This is a genomic window from Lysobacter sp. Soil_C_59, assembly GCF_057656415.1.
On the sequence record NZ_JBDGKK010000015.1, the window covers coordinates 25,418 to 45,453 of the forward strand.

A 20,036-nucleotide genomic window follows, 5' to 3' on the forward strand; every position below is an offset into this window, starting at 1 on the left:
AGCTGTCAGTTGCGCGCACGCATGGGCGCCCCGGTTTTTGCCGGGGCGCTTTTTTACGTGCGTTTCGGTCTGCGGGAGGGCGACGCTCCTGCATTTTCATTTCCGGTCTCCATCCCAAAGCCGTCGTTCCCGCGAAGGCGGGAACCCAAGGACGTTGCTCTCTTTTCCGATGCACATAGCACGACATCTCCGGCGCCGATCGCGTGCATCCGCGGTGTTGGGCGAATGGCCCGCGTAGCTACATTCGTCTCCAGCGGTGTGGGGCCGCTCGTCCATTCGCCGTTCGAGCCAGGGAATTTCCATCATGTCTGTCCAATCATCACGTTGCATCCGCGTACGATCGCTGTTCGCGGCCATTGTTGTCGCGCTGTCGGTAGCAACGCCTGCGTCTGCACAGCAGGCGCGCATCGATCTTTACGGAATGGAGGCGAGCGGCCGCTACGGCCGCTTCATCGTCAAGTACCGGGACGGCAGCGCCGCCCAGGTCGATCCAGCGGCCATGGCGCGCTCGCTCAGGTCCGCCGTGCCACCGCAAGGGCGCATGGCCGGCGAGCGCATGACCCTCGCACACGTACGTCGCATCGCCACCGGCGCTGAACTGGTCAGCGCCAGCCGGCCGCTGGATCGGGCAGAAGCCGCTTCACTCATGAGGAAGATTGCCAACGACCCGGACGTGGAGTACGTCGAAGTCGATCGACTCTACCGGCCAACCTGGGGATCCGATGACCCGCTCTATCGGATGCAGTGGGGGCTGAAGGGCCGCAACGGAATCAATGCCGACAAAGCCTGGCGCCTCAACGACGGCAGCGGAACCGTGGTGGCGGTGATCGATACCGGCATCACCCGCCACAGCGATCTCGATGAGAACCTACGCTCGGGGTACGACTTCATCAGCAGCACCCGCGTCTCCAATGACGGCAACGGCCGCGACAACGATCCTTCCGACCCGGGTGACTGGGAAAGTGCAGGTCAGTGCGGGGAAGGGATGCCGACGCTGGATTCCAGCTGGCACGGCACCCATGTTGCAGGCACCATCGCCGCGGTGACTGGCAACGCCAAGGGCGTGGCGGGTGTTGCAGGCAGCGCGTGGATCGTTCCGGTGCGAGTGCTGGGCACATGTGGCGGTTACCTGTCCGACATTGCAGATGCGATCGTTTGGGCCGCCGGTGGCACCGTCAATGGAGTACCGGCCAATGCCCACCCGGCCGAAGTCATCAACTTGAGCCTGGGCGTTGGAGGAAGCTGCGGAGCCACATTCCAAAAGGCCATCAACGGCGCCGTCGGCCGCGGTACGACGGTGGTTGTCGCCGCTGGCAACGCCTCGCAGGACGTCGTCGGCCATTCACCAGCCAACTGCGAGAACGTGATCGCAGTGGCTGCGACCAATCGACAGGGCCGGCGCGCGGGCTTCTCGAATTACGGGGCCGGGATCGACATCTCCGCGCCTGGCGCGGACATCCTGTCGACCGTCAACAGCGGCAGGACCAAACCCGAAAGCGAGAGCTACGGCACCGCCAGCGGGACCTCGATGGCGGCGCCGCACGTGGCAGGCGTGGTGGCGATGATCCAGTCCGTGTCGCGCACACCGAAGTCGCCGGCCGAAGTCGAGGAGGTGCTCAAGGCCACGGCCTCGGCCGCGAAGGCGGCAAAGTCAAAGCCGATCGGTGCCGGCATCGTCAACGCCAAGGCAGCAGTGGACGCGACCATTCCGCCATTGCCGCCGCGTCCAGGGAACTAGCTGCACATTGCTAAGAAAAACGCCCCGGCGTTTGCCGGGGCGTTCTTGATTCTTGTAGCCGCGTCCCGCAATCAGTCCGCTTCGAAGCGATTGGCCGCGACGTTCTTGCGCACTTTGGTCGGATCCCAGATGCGGCCGTTCATGGCGATGTAGACGCCCGGCGGCAGCGACTGCACCGCACCGACCGCGCAGCCGACGTTGAACTCGGCATCGGAGCCGCGGAAGCGGGCCGGGCTCAGCGCGCCGGTCAGCACGATCACCTTGTCGCCCAGGCTCGACAGCACCTTGGCGGTTTCCACCATGGTGTCGGTGCCGTGGGTGATCAGCACGTGCCGCGCCGGTTGCGCGGCGATGGTGGCGCGGATCAGCTGGCGGTCTTCTGCGGTGATGTGCAGCGAATCCTTGCGCAGGATCGGAATCACGTTGAACTGGAAGGCCACGCCCAGCTCGCGCAGGATCCCGCCGATCTGCGGCTCGCCGATCTGGTAGTCCGACTTGTCGTCGAAGTAGATCTTGTCGATCGTGCCGCCGGTGGTGACGATGCAGAGCTGATCCATCGTTGATTTGCGCGCGCTTTGAGGGTTGGCTCAATTATACGGTCAGCGCTTGCGCGCGAACCGCGCCCGCAGCCCGGGCAGGTTGCCGGCCAGGATGATCACCAGCGCCAGCACGATCTCGGCGATCGCGTAGCCACGTTCGCCCGGCCGCGACCAGGCCACCATCACGCCATGGCTGAACCAGCCCAGCGCGAACACGCCGGCCCAGAAGGCGGCCTTGCGGCTGCCACGCAGTGCCACCGCCGCCAGCAGCACCGGCGGCAGCGCGAACACGGCCACGGCGACGCGGGCCGAGGGCTGCGGGGCAAACCAGGCCACGAACAACGCCGCCAGCGCCAGCAGCGCTGCGACCAGCACCTGCCGCGCGTTCATGCGGCCACCTTCGCGACCAGCGTCGCCAGGCGGCGGCCGAGGGCGCGCGCGAGCTGCGCTTCCTCTTCGCTGGGCTGCGGGTCGTCGCCGCTGCCGGCCACGTGGCTGGCGCCATAGGGCGTGCCGCCGCTGCGCGTGCTGGTCAGTGCCGGCTCGGTATAGGGGATGCCCATCAGGAGGCAGCCGTGGTGCAGCAGCGGCACCATCATCGTCAGCAGGGTCGATTCCTGGCCGCCGTGCATGGTGGCGGTGGAGGTGAACACCGCGGCCGGCTTGCCGACCAGCGTGCCGCTGGCCCATTCCGCACCGAGGCCGTCGAACCAGTGCTTGACCGGGGCGGCCATGTTGCCGAATCGGGTGGGGCTGCCCAGTGCGATGCCTGCGCACTCGACCAGGTCGCGCGCCTCCACGTACGGCGCGCCGTCCTCGGGTACTGGTGGCGCCGCGGTCTGCGTCACCGCCGCCACCGGCGGAACCGTGCGGATGCGCGCGCCGACGCCCTCGACCTCGCCGATGCCGCGCGCGATGTGCCGGGCCAGGCGCGCCACCGAACCGCCGCGGCTGTAATAGAGCACCAGAATCTCGGTCATCGCATTGCTTCGTCAGGCGGGCATCCCGTAAGGCGGCAAGGATAGTGGATGTGCGCACACTACGGTGGCAGCGCCCTTCACCGCAGCTGGCCCATGACCCCGCGCTCCCCGCGCATCGGTTACCCTCCGGCCGATGGAGCCACTGAACACCTTGAACCGCTGGAGCGAGCGCGCGCGTGACCGTGCACGTGCGGGCACCTTCTTCCGCTTCCTCGCCAAACGCTTCCTCGACGACAACCTGTTCCAGGCCGCCGGCGCGCTGTCGTACACGACCGTGTTCGCGCTGGTGCCGCTGTCAATGGTGGTGTTCGGCGTGCTGTCGGCATTCCCGGTCTTCGGCGAATGGAGTGATCGCCTCAGCGATTACATCTTCTCCAACTTCGTTCCGAGCGCGGCACGGTCGGTCGAGTCCTACCTCAAGCAGTTCTCGGCCAATGCCGGCCAGCTCACCGCGGCCGGCGTGATCGCCCTGGTGGTGTCGCTGCTGATCACCCTCAACGGCGTGGAAGCGACGTTCAACCGGATCTGGCGGGTGAAGACCGGGCGGCCGAAGGTCGGTCGCTTCCTCGTCTACTGGACCGTGCTGACCCTGGGCGCGCTGATGGCCGCGGCGAGCCTGGCGATCTCGGCGCGATTCTTCGCCATGTCGATGTTCGAAACCGAGGCCGGCCACATCCTGCAGAAGCTGATGCTGCGCCTGGCGCCGATCGCCATCGAATTGCTGGCCTTCGCCGCGATCTACCGCGTGGTGCCGCACCGCACGATCCAGTGGCGCCACGCCATTGCCGGCGCGATGCTGGCGACGTTCGGCTTCGAGTTCGTGAAGTGGGGCATCGGCCTGTACCTGGGCAACTTCGGTTCGTACTCGAAGATCTACGGCACGCTCGCCTTCGTTCCTATTTTCCTGCTGTGGATCTACCTGAGCTGGGTCGCGATCCTGCTCGGTGCGTCGCTGGCCTCGTCGATGTCGGCGTTCCGCTACCAGCCGGCGAGCATGCGCCTGCCCCTGGGGCACGAGATCTACGGCCTGCTGCGCCTGCTCGGGCGCTTCAACGAGGCGCGCAGGAAGGGCAACGGCCTGCACATCATCGACATCGAGCAGCTCGAGCCGATGCTGACCGACGCGCTCGTGCAGCAGATGCTCGCCCAACTCGACGAGATCAACGTGGTGCGCCGCGCCGAAGACGGCGAATGGCTGCTGACCCGCGACCTGGACGAGCTGACCCTGGCCGAGCTGTACGAAGCCTGCAACCTGCGCATCCCGATCGCCGAAGCCGTGCTGCCATGCCGCGATGACGCGCTGGGTCGTTCCGCCATATCGGTGCTCGATGAGCTGCGCATCCCGTTGCGCGAGCTGCTCAAGCGCCGCGCGTCCACCATTCATTCCGAAGAGGGCTAGTCCGATGTCGAATCATGTCTCCATCCGTGCAAAGGCGTGCGCGGCGACGGCACTGGCCGTGTTGCTGCTGGCCGGCTGCCAGAAGCCTGCACCGGCGCCGGAAGCGCAGGCACCGGCAAAGCCCGAAGCCGCCCCCGCCGCTCCGGCGACTCCGGCCGAACCGGCCAAGCCGGCGGCCCCTTCCGACACTCCCGAGCTGAAGATCGCCACTGTCGACGGCAAGGCCTACGACCTGTCGGCGCATCGCGGCAAATGGGTCGTAGTCAACTTCTGGGCGACCTGGTGCAAGCCGTGTCTGAAGGAAATGCCTGAGCTGTCCGCGCTCGACGCGATGCGCGAGCACATCGAAGTGCTCGGCCTGGCCTACGAGGAAATCGAGCCGGCCGACATGCGCGCCTTCCTGACCAAGCACCCGGTGTCGTATCCGATCGCGATCGTCGACACCTTCGACCCGCCGGCGGCGTTTGAAACTCCGCGCGGGCTGCCGATGACCTACCTGATCGGCCCCGACGGCAAGGTCGCCGACAAGTTCCTGGGTCCGGTCACCGCGCACGACATCGAGTCGGCCATCGCCAAGGCCGGCGGTCCGCAGGCGCAGCCCGCGGACGCCGCGAAGAAGTCATGAGCGCCGCGCGCTTCATCGTCAGCGGTCGCGTGCAGGGCGTGTTCTTCCGCGCATCCGCCCGCGACCAGGCACTGGCGCTGGGCTTGCGCGGGTTCGCCCGCAACCTGCCCGATGGACGGGTGGAAGTGCTCGCCGCCGGCGACGAGGTGGCACTCGATCGGCTGGCCGCCTGGTTAAGGCAGGGGCCCGAGATGGCGCGGGTCGACGACCTCGAGCGTCTGGCCGCGCTCGACGAGGAAGCGGGCGAGGGCTTTTCGGTTACCTGAAGGCGGCTAGCGCTTCACGTTCCTGATCGGCTTGACCACGTCGTAGCGCTCCTTCTTCGGCTTGCCCGCCAGCGGCTCGAACACGATCGGCTCCTCGCCCACATGCGTGTCCGGCAGGCGGTCGAGCAGGTCGCGGATCAGGGTGAGTCGGCCGCGCTTCTGGTCATTGAAGTCGACCAGTGTCCAAGGTGCATGCTTCGTATGGGTGGCCTTGAGCATGGCCTCGCGCGCACGCGTGTAATCGTCGTAGTGCTTGCGCGCTTCGAAGTCGATCGGTGACAGCTTCCAGCGCTTGAGTGGGTCGTCGAGCCGTTCGAGGAAGCGTTGTTCCTGTTCGTCCTGGTCGCAGCACAGCCAGTACTTGAACAGCAGGATGCCGTCGTCGACCAGGAGCTTCTCGAAGGTTGGCGTCTGGCGCAGGAACGCCTTGACCTGTGCATCCCTGGCAAATCCCATCACCTGCTCGACGCCGGCGCGGTTGTACCAGCTGCGGTCGAACAGGGCGATTTCGCCGGCCCCGGGAAGATGGGATACGTAGCGCTGGAAGTACCACTGCCCGCTTTCGCGTTCGTTTGGCTTGGGCAGGGCGACTATCTGGCACTGGCGCGGGTTGAGGTGCTCGGCGATCGCGCTGATCGCGCCGCCCTTGCCGGCGGTGTCGCGGCCTTCGAACAGCACCACCAGGCGCCGGCCGTTGTGCTTGAGCCAGCGGGCCATGTTTGCCAGTTCCACCTGCAGCGGTTCCAGCTGGGCTTCGTAGTCCTTGCGCTTGATGTCGGCCATCACTTGCTCCTGCGGCGTCGCTTGGCGCTGCCGGTGCCGGTCATGGAGCGCGCGACTTCGAGCAGCGCGCCTTGCTGGCGGGTGGTGAGGGCGCGATAGGCGTCGAGCAGGTCGTGCTCGCCCTGGGTGCGTGCCGGGTCGAGCGTGCTGGCCAGTTCGGCGAGCAATGCGCCAGCCGGTACGCCGAAGGCGCGCGCCAGTGCGTCGAGCTGTTGCTTGCCGGGCATCTTCTCGCCTCGCAGCCAGGCGCTGACGGTGGCGACGCCGGCGCGGGGAATGGCGGTGGCGATGTCGGCCGCGCTCAGGCCGCGGGCCCTGGCGAGCAGTTGCAGGGTGGTGTCCAACGGCATGGTCTGGCTCCGGTGGTTGAACCTGTTGCGCGGGTTTGCGGGTCTGGTGGTCAGCGTTCCCTGAGGCGCGGTCGCAGCGTGGCCAGGTTGCAGGGCGTGGTGCGTGCGTCGAGCTGGTTGCGGATGATCTTTTCCCAGGCGGTGCGGCAGGCCGATGTCGAGCCGGGCAGGGCGAAGACGAACGTGCCGTTGGCCAGGCCGGCGAACGCGCGCGATTGCACGGTGGACGTGCCGATCTCGTCATAGCTGATCGCGCGGAACAGTTCGCCGAAGCCGGGCATCTGTTTGTCGAGCAGTGGCAGCAGGGCTTCCGGTGTGGAGTCGCGTCCGGTGAAGCCGGTGCCGCCGGTGACGAGGATGCCGTCTACGCCGTCGTCGGCGATCCATTGCGATACGACGGCGCGCATCCGGTAGCGGTCGTCGGGCAGCAGCTGGCGGTCGGCCAGGCGATGGCCGTCGGCGGTCAGCGATTGCACGAGGTAGTCGCCGGAGCTGTCTTCGGCCAGGGTGCGCGTGTCCGAGACGGTCAGCACGCAAAGATTCAGGGGGATGAGGTCGCGTTGTGCAGTCATGGCGGCGAGCCTAACCGATTGCCTGTGTGATGGCAGTGCAGCGCTGTCTTACGTGCCGGTGCTTGCGGGTTTGGCGTGTCGTCTGCGGAGTGGCGTCGTCCGCCGGGCCGGGGATTGCTCCGCCCCTTAGTCAGACATCCTGTCTGATGCGGGGCGTGGGCCATCCATGGCCCACTGCGGATCAATCCCCGTCCCGGCGGACGACGCCCCGGCATTCCAATGCACGGTCTTCGATGAGGCACATCACCCCGTCATCCCCGCGAAGGCGGGGACCCAGCGACGTTGCCCTTGGCCCGTCATCCCCGCGAAGGCGGGGATCCATGGACGTCGCTTCGCTCACGCCCAGCCATCGACTGCACCGCATCAGCAAAATCACGCGCGAACCCGGCCATGTCGAACAGTCCGCTGTCTTTGCGCCGACGAGCCAGCTCACCCTTCAACTCCACCAGCGCTCGCGCATCCTTTCCAAGCGACACCGCACGCGCAACAAACGCCGCGTCATCGGCAACATTCATCTCCGCCATGCCCAGGTGGTGATTGAGGCTTCCGGCCACGCGCGCCGCAAACGTCGCACCAGGTCGCGTGAGCACCGGGCACCCAGCCCACAGTGCGTCCGATGCGGTCGTGTGGGCGTTGTACGGCTCGGTGTCGAGGAACAGGTCGGCGTGCTGCAGGCGCGCCAGGTACTCGGCGTGCGGCTGCTTGGGCATGAACACCAGTCGCGCGGGATCGACTCCCTGCATGCGCGCGACATCGGCCAGGCGCGCATCGGCGTGGCCCGGTCCGGACAGCAGCCACAGCACGCTGCCCGGGACTTCGCGCAGCACAGCCAACGCGCGCATGACGCTGCGTGGGTTGAGTTTGTAGCTGTTGTTGAAGCAGCAGAACACCGCGCCTTCGCCGTTGTCGCCGCGTTCGGGCAGGCCGCATTGCGCGCGCGACGGTGGCGGCGGGAGCGTGCGTGTGGTGTCGGACGGCTGGAAGCAGCGCGGCAGCCAGACCACGTTCTCGCTGAAGTCCTGCGCCATCGATTCGGGCAGCACGAAGCGGTCGGCCAGGACGTGGTCGATCCACGGGGCACCTGATGTGCCTGGATAGGCCAGCCAGTTCACCTGCACCGGCGCCGGTCGCATTGCCAGCACCTCCGGCGTGCCACCGCCGCCCCAGCCGCGCAGGTCGAACAGGACTTCGATGCCGGCGGCACGGATGGCCATCGCCACCTGTGCGTGTGCCCGCATCGATACGTCGTGCAAGGTGTGCGTGGCGGCCTGCAGGCGTTGCCTGATCGGGCTGCCGTCGTCGCCGTTGAGCGCGAACAGGTGGATCTCGATATCGGCCTGGGCCTTGAGCTGTTCGAACATCGCCGCCGTCAGCAGGCCGGTCGGATGCGCGCCGAAACCATTGGACAGGAAGCCGACCCGGATCGGTCCGGTCGCTGCGGTCTGCGGCGGCGGCAATGGGCGCACGGATGCGGCCACGACACCGGCGCGGAGGCGCGCGCAGCGCAGCTGTTCGGCTGCGGTGGCGTCCTCGCTCAGGAAGGCGAATGGTTCGACCGAAGCTGTTGCGCGGTTGACCGCATCGCGGACCTGGCACGCGAGCGCGTCGAGGTCGCGCCAGTCACACAGCTTGCGCCGCCAGGCCAGCAGGTAGGCGGCCAGTTGCGGTTCGTCCGGGGCCAGCGCGTGTGCACGCGCGTAGGCCTGCGATGCGGCTTCGGCCTCGCCGGTGTCTTCCAGTGCATGTCCCAGCCAGACGGCGATGCCGGGATGGTCGGGGGCATTGGCCGCGGCCGCGCGCAGGCTGGCGACGGCATCGCTGCGCCGGCCCTGCATCCACTGCGCGCGACCCAGTCGCGCCAGCGCTTCGGGATGCCCGGGCCTCAGCGCGAGTGCGCGCTGCGCGGCCTTCTCGCCGGCGGCGGCATCGCCACGGTCGAGTTCATGCTCGGCCAGCAGGATCCAGGCATAGGCATCGCCGGGGTTTTGCTCGAGCGCGCGACGCAACTCGATGCGCGGATCGTTGTGCACGGATCAGACCAGCGCCAGGTGGTAGCGAAGCGTGCCGTCGTACAGCTGCCAGCCACCGGATTCGTACAAGGCCTGGGCGTTGCGGTTGTCCGGCGTGGTTTCAAGTTCGAGGCGGATCGCGCCGTCGTCGCGCGCGAACATCGCGGCGGCCGTCAGCAACGCCTGCGCCACGCCCTGCCGGCGCGCGCTCCTATCGACATACAAATCGTTGAGTACCCACACGCGTGCGGCACGCACCGACGAGAACGTCGGATAGAGCTGGGTGAAGCCGACGGCTGCACCGTCGATCTCGGCCAGCAGCACGACGGACTGGTCGCGCTCGATGCGCTCGTGCAGGAACTCGCGCGCCAGTGCCGCATCCTGCGGTTGCTCGTAGAACATGCGGTAGGCATCGAACAGCGGTGCAAGCTGGTCGAGGTCGCTCAGCGTGGCGCGCCTGATCTCAATGGGCATGGCGGTTCCGTGCTCATGGGGTGTGGCCGATTGTAGACAACCCTTCCCCGGTGCGGCGCCGGCTCAGGCGTCGTGCGTCAGCCGCGCCAGCTCATCGGCCTGGTGCTCGTGCTGCAGGCGATCGACCAGTTCCTGCAGGTCGCCCTCGATCACGTTGGGCAGGTCGTACAGCGTGAGCCCTTCGACGCGGTGGTCGGTGATGCGGCCCTGCGGAAAGTTGTAGGTGCGGATGCGCTGGCTGCGGTCGCCGCTGCCGACCTGCAGCTTGCGGATCGAGGCCTGCGCGGCGGCGGCCTTGGCCGCCTGCGCTTCGGCCAGGATCGCCGCCAGTCGCTTCATCGCCTTGTCGCGGTTGGCGTGCTGGCTGCGTTCGGTCTGGCTTTCCACGACCACGCCGCTGGGCACGTGGGTGATGCGGATCGCCGATTCGGTCTTGTTGACGTGCTGGCCGCCGGCACCGCTGGAGCGGAAGGTATCGACCTTCAGGTCGGCCGGATTGATCTCGATCGGCTCGCCTTCGGCCTCGACCGGGATGATCGCCACCGTCGCCGCCGAGGTGTGGATGCGGCCCTGCGACTCGGTCGCCGGCACGCGTTGCACGCGGTGCGTGCCTGATTCGAATTTCAGGCGCGAATACGCGCCGCGTCCTTCCACGCGCGCGATGACTTCCTTGAAGCCACCGTGCTCGCCGGGACTGCTGGATTCGATCTCCACCTTCCAGCCCTGGCGCTCGGCGTAGCGCGCGTACATGCGGAACAGGTCGCCGGCGAAGATCGCCGCTTCGTCGCCACCGGTGCCGGCGCGCACTTCCAGGTAGATGTCGCCGTCGTCGCGCGGGTCCTTCGGCACGAGGTGGGCGAGCAGTTCGATCTCGAGCTGTTGCAGGCGCGCGTGGGCGGCGGCGATTTCCTCTTCCGCCAGCTCGGCCAGTTCCGGGTCGCCGCGCATGCCCTCGGCCGCGGCCAGGTCGCGCTTGGCCTGGGCTTCGGCGGACAGTGCATGCGCCACCGGCTCGAGCTGGGAGAACTCGCGCGAGAACTTGCGGAAGCGGTCGGCATCGCCGATGACGCCCGGGTCGGACAACAGCCGCTCGAGTTCTTCGCGACGTTCGACGAGGGCTTCGAGCTTGCGGCGCAGGGTGGGAGTCATGGGCGAACCGGGTGTGGAGGAAATGAGCAGGCAATGCGGCGGCCGTGACCGTCGCTAGCCTTCGCGCTGCTCGTTCTTCTCGGCACCTGGTTCTTCGTTCTCGGGGAACAGCTTTTCGGCAGCGCGGGCCAGTTCGATGTTTCCGGTCAGCGCCGCCTCGCGCAAGGCCACTGTCGGCGCATGCAGCAGGCGGTTGGTGAGCGTGTGGGCGAGGAAGTTCAGCACTTCCTGCGGGTCCTGGCCGGCGGCCAGTTGCTGCTGCGCACGGGCCAGCACATCGGCCTTGGCCGATTCGCCGTGCGCGCGCAGGCGCTTGAGCGGCGCGGTGCGGGTGCTGGCGGCGATGGTCTCGGTGAAGCGCGCCACTTGCATCTCGACGATGGCCTCGGCCTCGGTTGCCGCTTCGCGGCGGCTGCGGCGGTTGTCCTCGATCGCCCGTTCCAGGTCGTCGACGGTGTACAGGAACACGTCCTTGAGTTCGGCGACGTCGGCGCCGATGTCGCGCGGCACGGCCAGGTCCAGCAGCAGCATCGGCCGGTGCCGGCGCGTCGCCAGCGCCGCGGCGACATTGGCCTTGCGCAGGATCGGATCGCGGCTGGCCGTGGCCGAAATAACCACGTCGGCCTCGCCCAGGTGCTTGTCGAGCTCGCTCAGGGGCAGGGCGACGCCGCCGTGGCGGGTGGCCAGCTCCTGCGCGTGGGCCAGCGTGCGGTTGGCCACAAGCAGGCGTTTCGCTTTCGCCTGCACCAGGTGGCGTGCGGCCAGCTCGATGGTTTCGCCGGCGCCGATCAGCAGCACGGTCGAGTCCTCGAGGCGGGCGAAGGATTCCTGCGCCAGGCGAACGGCGGCCGACGCCACCGACACCGGATTGGCGCCGATGCGGGTGTCGGTGCGCGCGCGCTTGGCGGTGGTGAAGGCGTGCTGGAACAGGCGGTCGAGCTGGTTGCCCAGGCTGCCGGCATGGCGCGCGCTCGCCCAGGCGTCCTTCACCTGGCCGAGGATCTGCGGCTCGCCCAGCACCAGCGAATCCAGCCCGGTGGCGACGCGGAACAGGTGCCGGACCGCATCAGCGTCGCGATGGCGATAGAGGTAGGCGTGCAGGTCGCCGACTTCGTCCGGGTGCGTGGCCAGCCAGTCGGCCAGTGCCTGGCCGTCGTCGTCGGCCACGGCGTACAGCTCGGTGCGGTTGCAGGTCGAGAGCAGGGCGACTTCGCTGACCTGCGGCAATGCGCGCAGCGCATCGAGCGCGGCCGGCACGGTATCGGCCGAGAACGCGACACGCTCGCGCAGGCTGACCGGCGCGGTCTGGTGATTGATGCCTAGTACGAACAAACTCATTTCAACGCGCCGGACTTCGCCGACTGGGGCCTCTTCCGTTCAGGTGCTTGCGATAAGCTGCTGGCTACCGCGGAGGCCGACATTCTACCGGCCCCGTCCCCTCCAGGTTGACCTGCAGGCTTGATCGATGCCCGTTGCCTTGCGCACGTACTGTTTCATTCTTGTCGCCCTGCTGGCCGCCGGACCGCTGGCGGCCGCGGAGAAAGTGGCGAAGTCCGGCCCCGTCACCGACCCCACCGAGGCCTCGCTCGAGCCGCTGCTGGCCGGTGAGTTCGCCCTGCAGTCGGGGCGTCTGGACGAGGCCGCCAAGTCCTACCTGGATGCCGCCCGCGCCGCCGACGATGTCGCCCTGGCCGAGCGCGCGACCCGCATCGCCCTGCTCGCCAAGGACGACAAGCGTGCCGCCGAGGCTCTGGCGCTGTGGCGCCAGCAGGGCGGCGAAGGCCTGAACCTGGCGGCGGCCGAAGCCGTCCTGGCGATCCGCCGCGGCGACGAACGCGCCGCCCGCAAGTACCTCAAGCAGTTGCTGCAGGCACCCGGCGACAGCGGCTGGCGCCAGGCACTGGGCGTGCTCAGCGGCGGTGCGCGCGACCCCAAGCAGTCGGCGCGCCTGCTCGAGCGACTGGTCAAGGACGGCAGCATCCCCAACAAGCTGCCGGCCTGGCTGGCCTTTGGCGGCCTGGCACAGGGGCTGGAACAACCCGAGCTGGTCGAGCGCATCGTCGCCGAAGTGGTCGAGCGCTTCCCGGGCGAAGCCCGTGTCGGCTTGCTGCGCGCCAGCCAGCTGCGCGAGGCAGGCAAGGACGACGAAGCCCGCAAGCTGCTGGCATCGCTGTCGGAACAGGCCGGTGACGACCGCGACCTGCGCCGGGCCCTGGCCGACGAATACCACCGCCTGGGCGATTACCCGGCGGCCGAAGCGGTGCTCGCCAAGGGGCCGCAGGACGACCAGACCTACGCACTTCGGGCCGCATTGCTGGCCCAGAGCGAGGACAAGCAGTCGCTGACGCGGTTGTACGAAGAGCTGCGCACCAGCGCCTCCAAGCCCGATCCGCAGCGACGGCTGCTGCTGGGCCAGATGGCCGAGTTCCTCGATCGCTTCGACGAAGCGCTGGACTGGTACGGCGGTGTGCCCGGTGGCGAACAGCGCTGGACGGCGCGCCTGCGCAGCGCCAACGTGCTGCACGAACTCAACCGCGACGCCGAGGCCTACAAACTGCTGCGCGAACTGCAGGCAGACGCGGCCGCCGACGATGAATCCCGTCGCGATGCCTACCTGCTGGAAGCGGCGCTGCGCGAGAAGGACAAGGACCAGCCCGGCGTACTCGACGCCTACGCGCGCGGCCTGGCGGCGTTCCCGGACGATCCGGAAGTGCTCTATGCGCGCGCCCTGAGCTGGGAGCGTAACGACGATGTTCCGCGTGCCGAAGCCGACCTGCGCAAGATCCTGGTGACCGAGCCGGACAACGTCGCCGCGCTCAACGCGCTGGGCTACACCCTTGCCGACCGCACCACGCGATACCAGGAAGCGCTGCAGCTGATCGAGCGCGCGCGCACCGCCGAACCTGACAATCCCGCGATCATCGACAGTTACGGCTGGGTGCTCTATCGCCTCGGTCGCAACGAGGAGGCGCTGGTCGAACTGCGCCGTGCCCTGACTTTGCAGAAGGACGCCGAGATCGCCGCGCATCTTGCGGAAGTGTTGTGGGTGACAGGGCGCAAGGACGAGGCGCGCAAATACTTCGATCAGTCGCGCAAGATCGATCCGGACAACCGCTCGCTCAAGCGCGCGCTGGAGAAGACCGGCGCATGAAGGGCAGCCATTCGCTATTGCTGGCGACGTTGTTCGTGGCGCTGCTGTCGGGCTGCGTTTCGAGCCCGACCCGTGCGCCGGCCGTGCCCGTCGATCCGGTCCAGGCACAGGCCAACGACCAGCGCCGCACGGACGTCGGCGAGTGGTCACTGTCGGGCCGCATTGCCGTCGCCAACGGCAAGCAGGGCGGCAGTGGCCGCATCGACTGGAAACAGAAGCTCGACAGCTACACGATCTCGCTGAGCGCCCCGGTTACCCGCCAGAGCTGGCGCCTCAGCGGCGACGCCGACGGTGCGCGCCTGGAGGGTGTCGAAGGCGGGCCGCGCGAGGGCGCCGATGTCGAATCCCTGCTGCAGTCGACGACCGGTTGGGACATCCCTGTGCGCGCGCTCTCGGACTGGGTGCGCGGCATCGGCGCGACCTCGCCCGAATTCGGCCCGGCGAAAGTCGAATACGGCGCCGGCAACCTGCCGTCGCGCCTGCAGCAGGCGGGTTGGCTGATCGAATACCAGGACTGGCAGCCGGCCGCCGATGGCCCGGTCATGCCGGCCCGTCTGGTGGCCACGCGTGGCCAGGCGAAGGTCCGCCTGATCGTCGATCAGTGGTCGCTCGGCGCGGGGCAATGAGTCCGGCGATTTCTGGAGTGGATGGCGAGACGGCCTGGTCGCTGTGGCCGGCCCCGGCCAAGCTGAACCTGTTCCTGCGTATCACCGGTCGTCGAGACGACGGCTACCACCTGTTGCAGACCGTGTTCCGGCTGCTCGACTGGGGTGACTCGATCCGGTTGCGGGTCCGCGATGACGGCCAGATCCGCCGCCATGGTGCTAGCGCGCCGGGCGTGGCCGAGGCCGACGACCTCACGGTCCGCGCCGCCAAAATGCTGCAATCCGAGTCGAACAGTCCGTATGGTGCCGACATCGTCGTCGAAAAGCGCATCCCGTCGGGTGGCGGGTTCGGTGGCGGTTCGTCAGATGCGGCGACCGTGCTGGTCGCCCTGGACGCACTGTGGGGCACCGCGCTCGGCGAGGACCGGCTGGCCGCCCTGGGGCTGCAGCTTGGTGCCGACGTGCCCGTGTTCGTCCGCGGCCACGATGCCTGGGCCGAAGGGGTGGGGGAGAAGCTCACCCCGATCGATCTGCCGCCGGCCTCGTACGTCCTCGCCGACCCCGGCGTTCATGCGCCGACCGCAGCGTTGTTCCGTGCGCCTGAATTGACGCGTGATGCCGCGCCCGCGACAATAGCGGACTTCGTTTCGGGTGTGCCGCTCGGGAATGCGTTCGAGCCGGTATTGCGCGTGCGCGAACCCGCCGTAGAGGCGGTGTTTGCAGCACTTTCGCAGATCGGTTCGCCGCGCCTGACCGGGTCGGGCAGCGGCTGTTTCGTCGAATTCGCATCACGCGAGGACGCCGAAGCGGCACTGGTGGCATTACCCCAGGGTCTTCGGGCCTGGCTGGCAACGGGAGCCTCGCGCTCGCCGCTGCTGGAGGCGCGAAGCAGGTGGGAAGGAGCGGGGAGAGAGTAGTAGCCGCACCAGGCTCCGGCTCATTCCCGGCTGCAATCCGCTGGTACCTCATGCAGGGGCGTCGCCAAGAGGCCCAAGGCACCAGGTTTTGATCCTGGCATCCGTAGGTTCGAATCCTACCGCCCCTGCCAATTCATAGCGGACCGCAGCGGCCTTTCCGGTGCGGACGCCCCCGGATAACCGCCACGGTCAGAGCGAAGCGGAGAGCACTGTGCAAAACGATCGGAACCTGCTGATTTTCAGCGGCAATGCCAACCGCCCGCTGGCCGACGCGGTGTGCAAGGAGCTCGGCATCCGCCTGGGCAAGGCACTCGTCAGCCGTTTCTCGGACGGCGAGGTGCAGGTCGAGATCGAGGAGAACGTGCGCCGGCAGGAAGTGTTCGTGATCCAGCCGACGAACGCTCCCACGGCCGAGAATTTCATGGAACTGCTGGTGCTGGTGGACGCGCTCAAGCGCGCCTCGGTGGCCAGCGTGACCGCGGTGGTGCCGTACTTCGGTTACGCCCGCCAGGATCGCCGCCCGCGTTCCTCGCGCGTGCCGATCACCGCCAAGGTGGCTGCAAAGATGTTCAGCGCGGTCGGTACCGATCGCGTGTTGACGGTGGACCTGCACGCCGACCAGATCCAGGGTTTCTTCGATATCCCGGTCGACAACGTGTATGCCTCGCCGCTGCTGCTCGCCGACATCTGGCGCGCGCACGGCACCGACAACATGGTGGTGGTCTCGCCTGACGTGGGCGGCGTGGTCCGCGCCCGCGCGATCGCCAAGCGCCTCGACGACGCCGACCTGGCGATCATCGACAAGCGCCGCCCGCGCGCCAACGTGTCGACGGTGATGAACATCATCGGTGACGTCGAAGGCAAGACCTGCGTTCTCGTCGACGACATCGTCGACACCGCCGGTACGTTGTGCGCCGCCGCCGCTGCCCTCAAGCAGCGCGGCGCGCTCAAGGTCGCCGCCTACTGCACCCACCCGGTGCTGTCGGGCGCGGCGATCGACAACGTGACCAAGTCGCAGCTCGACGAGCTGGTGGTGACCGACACCATCCGCCTGTCCGACGCGGCCAAGGCCTGCAACAAGATCCGCCAGCTCAGCGTTGCCGAGCTGCTGGCTGAAACGATCCGCCGCGTTGCTTTCGGCGAATCGGTCAGCTCGTTGTACGTCGATTAAGGCGTAAAGCGGGAAGAGCGAGTGGGGAGCAGGGAACGATGATCTGTCGTGAACTGTTCCGGCCCCGCCTTCCTGACGTTTCAAAAGGTGTGGCATGGGTGATGTGGGGCGGGCCGCGACAACTTCGCGTTCCCCATTCCCTATTCCCCATTCCCGCCTTCATCGGCTCTTCTGGTCGCGGAAGAGTCTCCAATCGCCGCGAGGCGACCCAACGCAGTAAATAGTGAGTAATCCAAATGTCTGAACACATCCTCAAGGCCACTGGCCGCAGCGTCGAAGGGAAGGGTGCGAGCCGCCGTCTTCGTCATGCCGCCAGCATCCCGGCCATCGTCTACGGCGGCAAGTCCGCGCCGCAGCCCATCCAGCTCGATCACGAGAAGACCTGGCTGGCCCAGCAGAACGAGTGGTTCTACTCCTCGATCCTGACCCTCGAGATCGATGGCAAGGCCGAGCCGGTCCTGCTGCGTGACATGCAGCGCCATCCGTTCAAGCAGATCATCATGCACCTGGACTTCCAGCGCGTTGACCTGAACCAGGCGCTGAAGGCTGCCGTGCCGCTGCACTTCCTCAACCAGGACAGCTCGCCGGCCGGCAAGGCCGCCGACGTGGTCATCACCCACGAGCTCAACGAAGTCACCGTCAGCTGCCTGCCGAAGGACCTGCCGGAGTTCATCGAAGTCGACCTGGCCAAGCTGGCCGTCGGCGACGTGGTGCACCTGTCGGACATCAAGCTGCCCAAGGGCGTCGAGCTGCCGGAACTGAAGCTGGGCAAGGAACACGACGTCGCCGTCGTGATGGCCAAGCACGGTCGCGTCGAAACCGAGGAAGCCTCGGCCGAGACCCCGGCCGAAGTGCCGGCGACCAAGGCCGCCAAGAAGGACGAGAAGTAATCACGTCCCGTGTGCCTGCCCGCGATCGCGGGCAGGCCACTGCGTGAGATTCTCTGATGGCTGCTGGTCTGCGCCTCATTGTCGGCCTGGGAAATCCCGGGGCCGAACACCTCCGGACCCGGCACAACGCCGGGTTCTGGTTTGTGGACGCCCTGGCTTCACGCCTGGGCGGCCGCTTTGGTCTGGAATCCAAGCTGTTCGGCGAGACCTGCAAGGTCGACATCGCCGGCCAGCCGGTCTGGCTGCTCAAGCCGGCCACTTTCATGAACCTGTCCGGCAAGTCGGTCACCGCGGCCCTGCGCTACTGGAAGATCGAGCCGGAGCAGATGCTGGTCTGTCACGATGAGCTCGACCTGGATGCCGGCGTCGCCCGCATCAAGTTCGATGGCGGCCACGGCGGCCAGAACGGTCTGCGCGACATCAGCCAGCTGCTCGGCCACGGCAAGTACCACCGCCTGCGCATCGGCATCGGCCATCCCGGCCACAAGGATCGCGTCACCTCGTGGGTGCTGGGCCGTCCCGGCAGCGCAGACGAGGCGATGATCCTGCGCGCCATCGACGACGCCCAGGACGTACTGCCCCTGGCAGTCACTGGCGACTTCAACGAGGCCATGAAGCGGCTGCACACGCCGCGGGCCTGAGTTCCACCCCCATTCCTGGTGCCGGCGCTGCCGGCACTGCAACAGAGCGAGAAAGCGTCATGGGCATCAAATGCGGCATCGTCGGCCTGCCTAACGTCGGCAAGTCGACCCTCTTCAACGCCCTGACCAAGGCCGGCATCGCGGCGGCCAACTTCCCGTTCTGCACGATCGAACCCAACGTCGGCGTGGTGCCGGTGCCCGATCCGCGCCTGATCGCGCTGTCGGAGATCGTCAAGCCGCAGAAGTGCATCCCCACGGCGGTCGAGTTCGTCGACATCGCCGGCCTCGTCGCCGGCGCCGCCAGCGGCGAGGGCCTGGGCAACAAGTTCCTGGCCCACATCCGCGAGGTCGACGCGATCACCCACGTGGTGCGCTGCTTCGAGAACCCGGACGTCATCCACGTCAACAACAAGGTCGACCCGATCGCCGACATCGAGACGATCGATACCGAGCTGGCCCTGGCCGACCTGGAATCGGTCGAAAAGGCCCTGCAGCGCGCCGAGCGCACCGCCAAGACCGGCGACAAGGACGCCAAGATCCGCGTCGAGGTGCTGGGCCGTGTCCGCGCCGGGCTGGATTCGGGCAAGCCGGCGCGCGCGCTGGGCCTGTCGGAGGACGACCGCCTGCAGGTGCGCGATCTGTTCCTGCTGACCCTCAAGCCGGTCATGTACGTCGCCAACGTCCTCGAGGACGGCTTCCACGACAACCCGCACCTGGACGCCGTGCGCGAGCGCGCAGTGGGCGAGGGCGCCGAGGTGGTGCCGGTGTGCGCGGCCATCGAGGAGGAGCTCAGCCAGCTCGAGGACGCCGACCGCGACGCCTTCCTGACCGACCTGGGTCTCGACGAGCCCGGCCTGAACCGGGTCATCCGCGCCGCTTACAAGCTGCTGGGCCTGCAGACCTACTTCACCGCCGGCGTGAAGGAGGTCCGCGCCTGGACGGTGAAGTCCGGCTCGACCGCGCCGCAGGCGGCCGCGGTGATCCACACCGACTTCGAAAAGGGCTTCATCCGCGCCGAAACCATCGCGTATGACGACTACATCAAGTACAAAGGCGAGTCCGGTGCCCGCGACGCCGGTCGCCTGCGCCTGGAAGGCAAGGAATACCGCGTCCAGGAAGGCGACGTGCTGCATTTCCGCTTCAACGTCTGATCGCCCGTCTGCGTGCCTTCCGGCTCGCAGACAGCGTTTTGATGAGATTTTGCCGCTAAGGTGAAAATAGATGTGTAAACATCGTTGACAACCTCGTCGGTCGGTCCCAAAATTGCGGGCTCTTTTGGAGGGATACCCAAGCGGCCAACGGGGGCAGACTGTAAATCTGCTGGCTTACGCCTTCGGTGGTTCGAATCCACCTCCCTCCACCAGATTCATCCGGTCGCAAGGCCAGTAGTTTCAGGCAGTACCAGCAACAAACCGGTGGCGTTACCAACCATCGGCGCAGTACCCAAGCAGGTAGGTTCCGGCGCGGGAGTAGTTCAACGGTAGAACCTCAGCCTTCCAAGCTGATGGTGCGGGTTCGATTCCCGTCTCCCGCTCCATTGAACGCCGCGACGTCCCACCTGCTAGGCACAATCTGCTCACGTAGCTCAGTCGGTAGAGCACCTCCTTGGTAAGGAGGAGGTCGAAGGTTCGATTCCTTTCGTGAGCACCACTACAAGCGATCCACCAACGTAATTCCGTCCTACAAGCGAGAGTCGACTGTCATGGCCAAGGGTAAGTTTGAGCGCACCAAGCCGCACGTGAACGTGGGCACGATCGGTCACGTCGACCACGGCAAG

General features: G+C 67.4%; 21 protein-coding genes and 4 tRNA genes. 15 read left to right on the forward strand and 10 right to left on the reverse strand.

Translation table 11 applies throughout. The annotated features are described in order from the left end of the window. Positions 1 to 541: 541 nt before the first annotated feature. Positions 542 to 1,738 (forward strand): S8 family peptidase, encoded by a 1,197-nt coding sequence (locus tag AC3A3Q_RS18315; RefSeq protein WP_487587590.1) that lies wholly within the window; start codon positions 542 to 544, stop codon positions 1,736 to 1,738. Positions 1,739 to 1,809: 71 nt separating this feature from the next. Here the strand turns inward: AC3A3Q_RS18315 and AC3A3Q_RS18320 are convergent, their stop codons facing one another. From AC3A3Q_RS18320 to wrbA, 3 genes are read right to left on the reverse strand one after another with little or no spacing between them, the layout of a single operon-like run. Further along, positions 1,810 to 2,295 carry an asparaginase domain-containing protein gene (locus tag AC3A3Q_RS18320; protein ID WP_158733624.1) on the reverse strand — a complete coding sequence of 162 codons (486 nt, stop codon included), beginning with the start codon at positions 2,293 to 2,295 and terminating at the stop codon, positions 1,810 to 1,812. Positions 2,296 to 2,337: 42 nt separating this feature from the next. After that, entirely contained in the window at positions 2,338 to 2,667 is a 330-nt protein-coding gene (locus AC3A3Q_RS18325) for a DUF2069 domain-containing protein (protein ID WP_487587591.1), read from the reverse strand. Beyond that, positions 2,664 to 3,257 (reverse strand): NAD(P)H:quinone oxidoreductase, encoded by a 594-nt coding sequence (wrbA, locus tag AC3A3Q_RS18330; protein ID WP_487587592.1) that lies wholly within the window; start codon positions 3,255 to 3,257, stop codon positions 2,664 to 2,666. Before wrbA ends, AC3A3Q_RS18325 begins: the two co-directional genes overlap by 4 nt. A 133-nt stretch (positions 3,258 to 3,390) precedes the next feature. Between wrbA and AC3A3Q_RS18335 the strand changes: the two genes are divergently transcribed. Genes AC3A3Q_RS18335 through AC3A3Q_RS18345 form a run of 3 tightly spaced genes read left to right on the forward strand, consistent with a single transcriptional unit; the run spans position 3,391 to position 5,547 of the window. Next, entirely contained in the window at positions 3,391 to 4,656 is a 1,266-nt protein-coding gene (locus AC3A3Q_RS18335; RefSeq protein ID WP_487587593.1) for a YihY family inner membrane protein, read from the forward strand. Between the two features lie 4 nt (positions 4,657 to 4,660). After that, entirely contained in the window at positions 4,661 to 5,281 is a 621-nt protein-coding gene (locus AC3A3Q_RS18340; RefSeq protein WP_487587594.1) for a TlpA family protein disulfide reductase, read from the forward strand. Continuing rightward, positions 5,278 to 5,547, forward strand: a complete 270-nt coding sequence (locus AC3A3Q_RS18345) for an acylphosphatase (RefSeq protein ID WP_487587595.1) — start codon at positions 5,278 to 5,280, stop codon at positions 5,545 to 5,547. Before AC3A3Q_RS18340 ends, AC3A3Q_RS18345 begins: the two co-directional genes overlap by 4 nt. Positions 5,548 to 5,553: 6 nt before the next feature. Here the strand turns inward: AC3A3Q_RS18345 and ppk2 are convergent, their stop codons facing one another. The 7 genes from ppk2 to hemA form a co-directional block, all read right to left on the reverse strand. Continuing rightward, entirely contained in the window at positions 5,554 to 6,330 is a 777-nt protein-coding gene (ppk2, locus tag AC3A3Q_RS18350; protein ID WP_487587596.1) for a polyphosphate kinase 2, read from the reverse strand. Further along, entirely contained in the window at positions 6,330 to 6,680 is a 351-nt protein-coding gene (locus tag AC3A3Q_RS18355; protein ID WP_487587597.1) for a helix-turn-helix domain-containing protein, read from the reverse strand. Before AC3A3Q_RS18355 ends, ppk2 begins: the two co-directional genes overlap by 1 nt. A gap of 50 nt (positions 6,681 to 6,730) precedes the next feature. Beyond that, positions 6,731 to 7,252 (reverse strand): molybdenum cofactor biosynthesis protein B, encoded by a 522-nt coding sequence (moaB, locus tag AC3A3Q_RS18360; RefSeq protein WP_487587598.1) that lies wholly within the window; start codon positions 7,250 to 7,252, stop codon positions 6,731 to 6,733. Between the two features lie 296 nt (positions 7,253 to 7,548). Next, positions 7,549 to 9,282: an O-linked N-acetylglucosamine transferase, SPINDLY family protein gene (locus tag AC3A3Q_RS18365; RefSeq protein ID WP_487587599.1), complete on the reverse strand. Its 1,734-nt coding sequence runs from the start codon at positions 9,280 to 9,282 to the stop codon at positions 7,549 to 7,551. Positions 9,283 to 9,285: 3 nt separating this feature from the next. Continuing rightward, positions 9,286 to 9,735, reverse strand: a complete 450-nt coding sequence (locus tag AC3A3Q_RS18370; protein WP_487587600.1) for an N-acetyltransferase family protein — start codon at positions 9,733 to 9,735, stop codon at positions 9,286 to 9,288. 63 nt (positions 9,736 to 9,798) lie between these two features. Next, a complete protein-coding gene (gene prfA, locus AC3A3Q_RS18375) occupies positions 9,799 to 10,884 on the reverse strand; it encodes a peptide chain release factor 1 (RefSeq protein ID WP_487587601.1) in 1,086 nt (361 codons plus the stop codon). Between the two features lie 54 nt (positions 10,885 to 10,938). Continuing rightward, positions 10,939 to 12,222 carry a glutamyl-tRNA reductase gene (hemA, locus tag AC3A3Q_RS18380; RefSeq protein ID WP_487587602.1) on the reverse strand — a complete coding sequence of 428 codons (1,284 nt, stop codon included), beginning with the start codon at positions 12,220 to 12,222 and terminating at the stop codon, positions 10,939 to 10,941. A 127-nt stretch (positions 12,223 to 12,349) separates the two neighbouring features. On the opposite strand from hemA, the gene AC3A3Q_RS18385 reads away from it, so the two are divergent. The 11 genes from AC3A3Q_RS18385 to AC3A3Q_RS18435 all read left to right on the forward strand — a co-directional run bounded on the left by AC3A3Q_RS18385 (position 12,350) and on the right by AC3A3Q_RS18435 (position 19,909). Further along, on the forward strand, positions 12,350 to 14,035 hold the full coding sequence (locus tag AC3A3Q_RS18385) for a tetratricopeptide repeat protein (RefSeq protein ID WP_487587603.1): 1,686 nt from the start codon (positions 12,350 to 12,352) through the stop codon (positions 14,033 to 14,035). After that, positions 14,032 to 14,661: a lipoprotein insertase outer membrane protein LolB gene (gene lolB, locus AC3A3Q_RS18390; RefSeq protein ID WP_487587604.1), complete on the forward strand. Its 630-nt coding sequence runs from the start codon at positions 14,032 to 14,034 to the stop codon at positions 14,659 to 14,661. The genes AC3A3Q_RS18385 and lolB overlap by 4 nt, the downstream gene beginning before the upstream one ends. Next, the gene (gene ispE / locus AC3A3Q_RS18395; RefSeq protein WP_487587605.1) at positions 14,658 to 15,557 is read left to right on the forward strand and encodes a 4-(cytidine 5'-diphospho)-2-C-methyl-D-erythritol kinase; all 900 of its coding nucleotides are present in this window, start codon (positions 14,658 to 14,660) and stop codon (positions 15,555 to 15,557) included. The genes lolB and ispE overlap by 4 nt, the downstream gene beginning before the upstream one ends. A 54-nt stretch (positions 15,558 to 15,611) precedes the next feature. After that, positions 15,612 to 15,688: transfer RNA gene (locus tag AC3A3Q_RS18400), tRNA-Gln, on the forward strand. An 80-nt stretch (positions 15,689 to 15,768) separates the two neighbouring features. Continuing rightward, positions 15,769 to 16,728, forward strand: coding sequence for a ribose-phosphate diphosphokinase (locus AC3A3Q_RS18405; protein ID WP_487587606.1), 960 nt, complete (start codon positions 15,769 to 15,771; stop codon positions 16,726 to 16,728). A gap of 236 nt (positions 16,729 to 16,964) precedes the next feature. Continuing rightward, entirely contained in the window at positions 16,965 to 17,618 is a 654-nt protein-coding gene (locus AC3A3Q_RS18410; protein ID WP_487587607.1) for a 50S ribosomal protein L25/general stress protein Ctc, read from the forward strand. Between the two features lie 56 nt (positions 17,619 to 17,674). Beyond that, the gene (gene pth, locus AC3A3Q_RS18415) at positions 17,675 to 18,259 is read left to right on the forward strand and encodes an aminoacyl-tRNA hydrolase (protein WP_200606522.1); all 585 of its coding nucleotides are present in this window, start codon (positions 17,675 to 17,677) and stop codon (positions 18,257 to 18,259) included. A gap of 59 nt (positions 18,260 to 18,318) precedes the next feature. Next, on the forward strand, positions 18,319 to 19,410 hold the full coding sequence (ychF, locus tag AC3A3Q_RS18420; RefSeq protein ID WP_200606521.1) for a redox-regulated ATPase YchF: 1,092 nt from the start codon (positions 18,319 to 18,321) through the stop codon (positions 19,408 to 19,410). 126 nt (positions 19,411 to 19,536) lie between these two features. Continuing rightward, positions 19,537 to 19,622: transfer RNA gene (locus AC3A3Q_RS18425), tRNA-Tyr, on the forward strand. Positions 19,623 to 19,722: 100 nt separating this feature from the next. Next, positions 19,723 to 19,796: transfer RNA gene (locus AC3A3Q_RS18430), tRNA-Gly, on the forward strand. A 37-nt stretch (positions 19,797 to 19,833) separates the two neighbouring features. Further along, positions 19,834 to 19,909: transfer RNA gene (locus tag AC3A3Q_RS18435), tRNA-Thr, on the forward strand. Positions 19,910 to 20,036 lie beyond the last annotated feature (127 nt).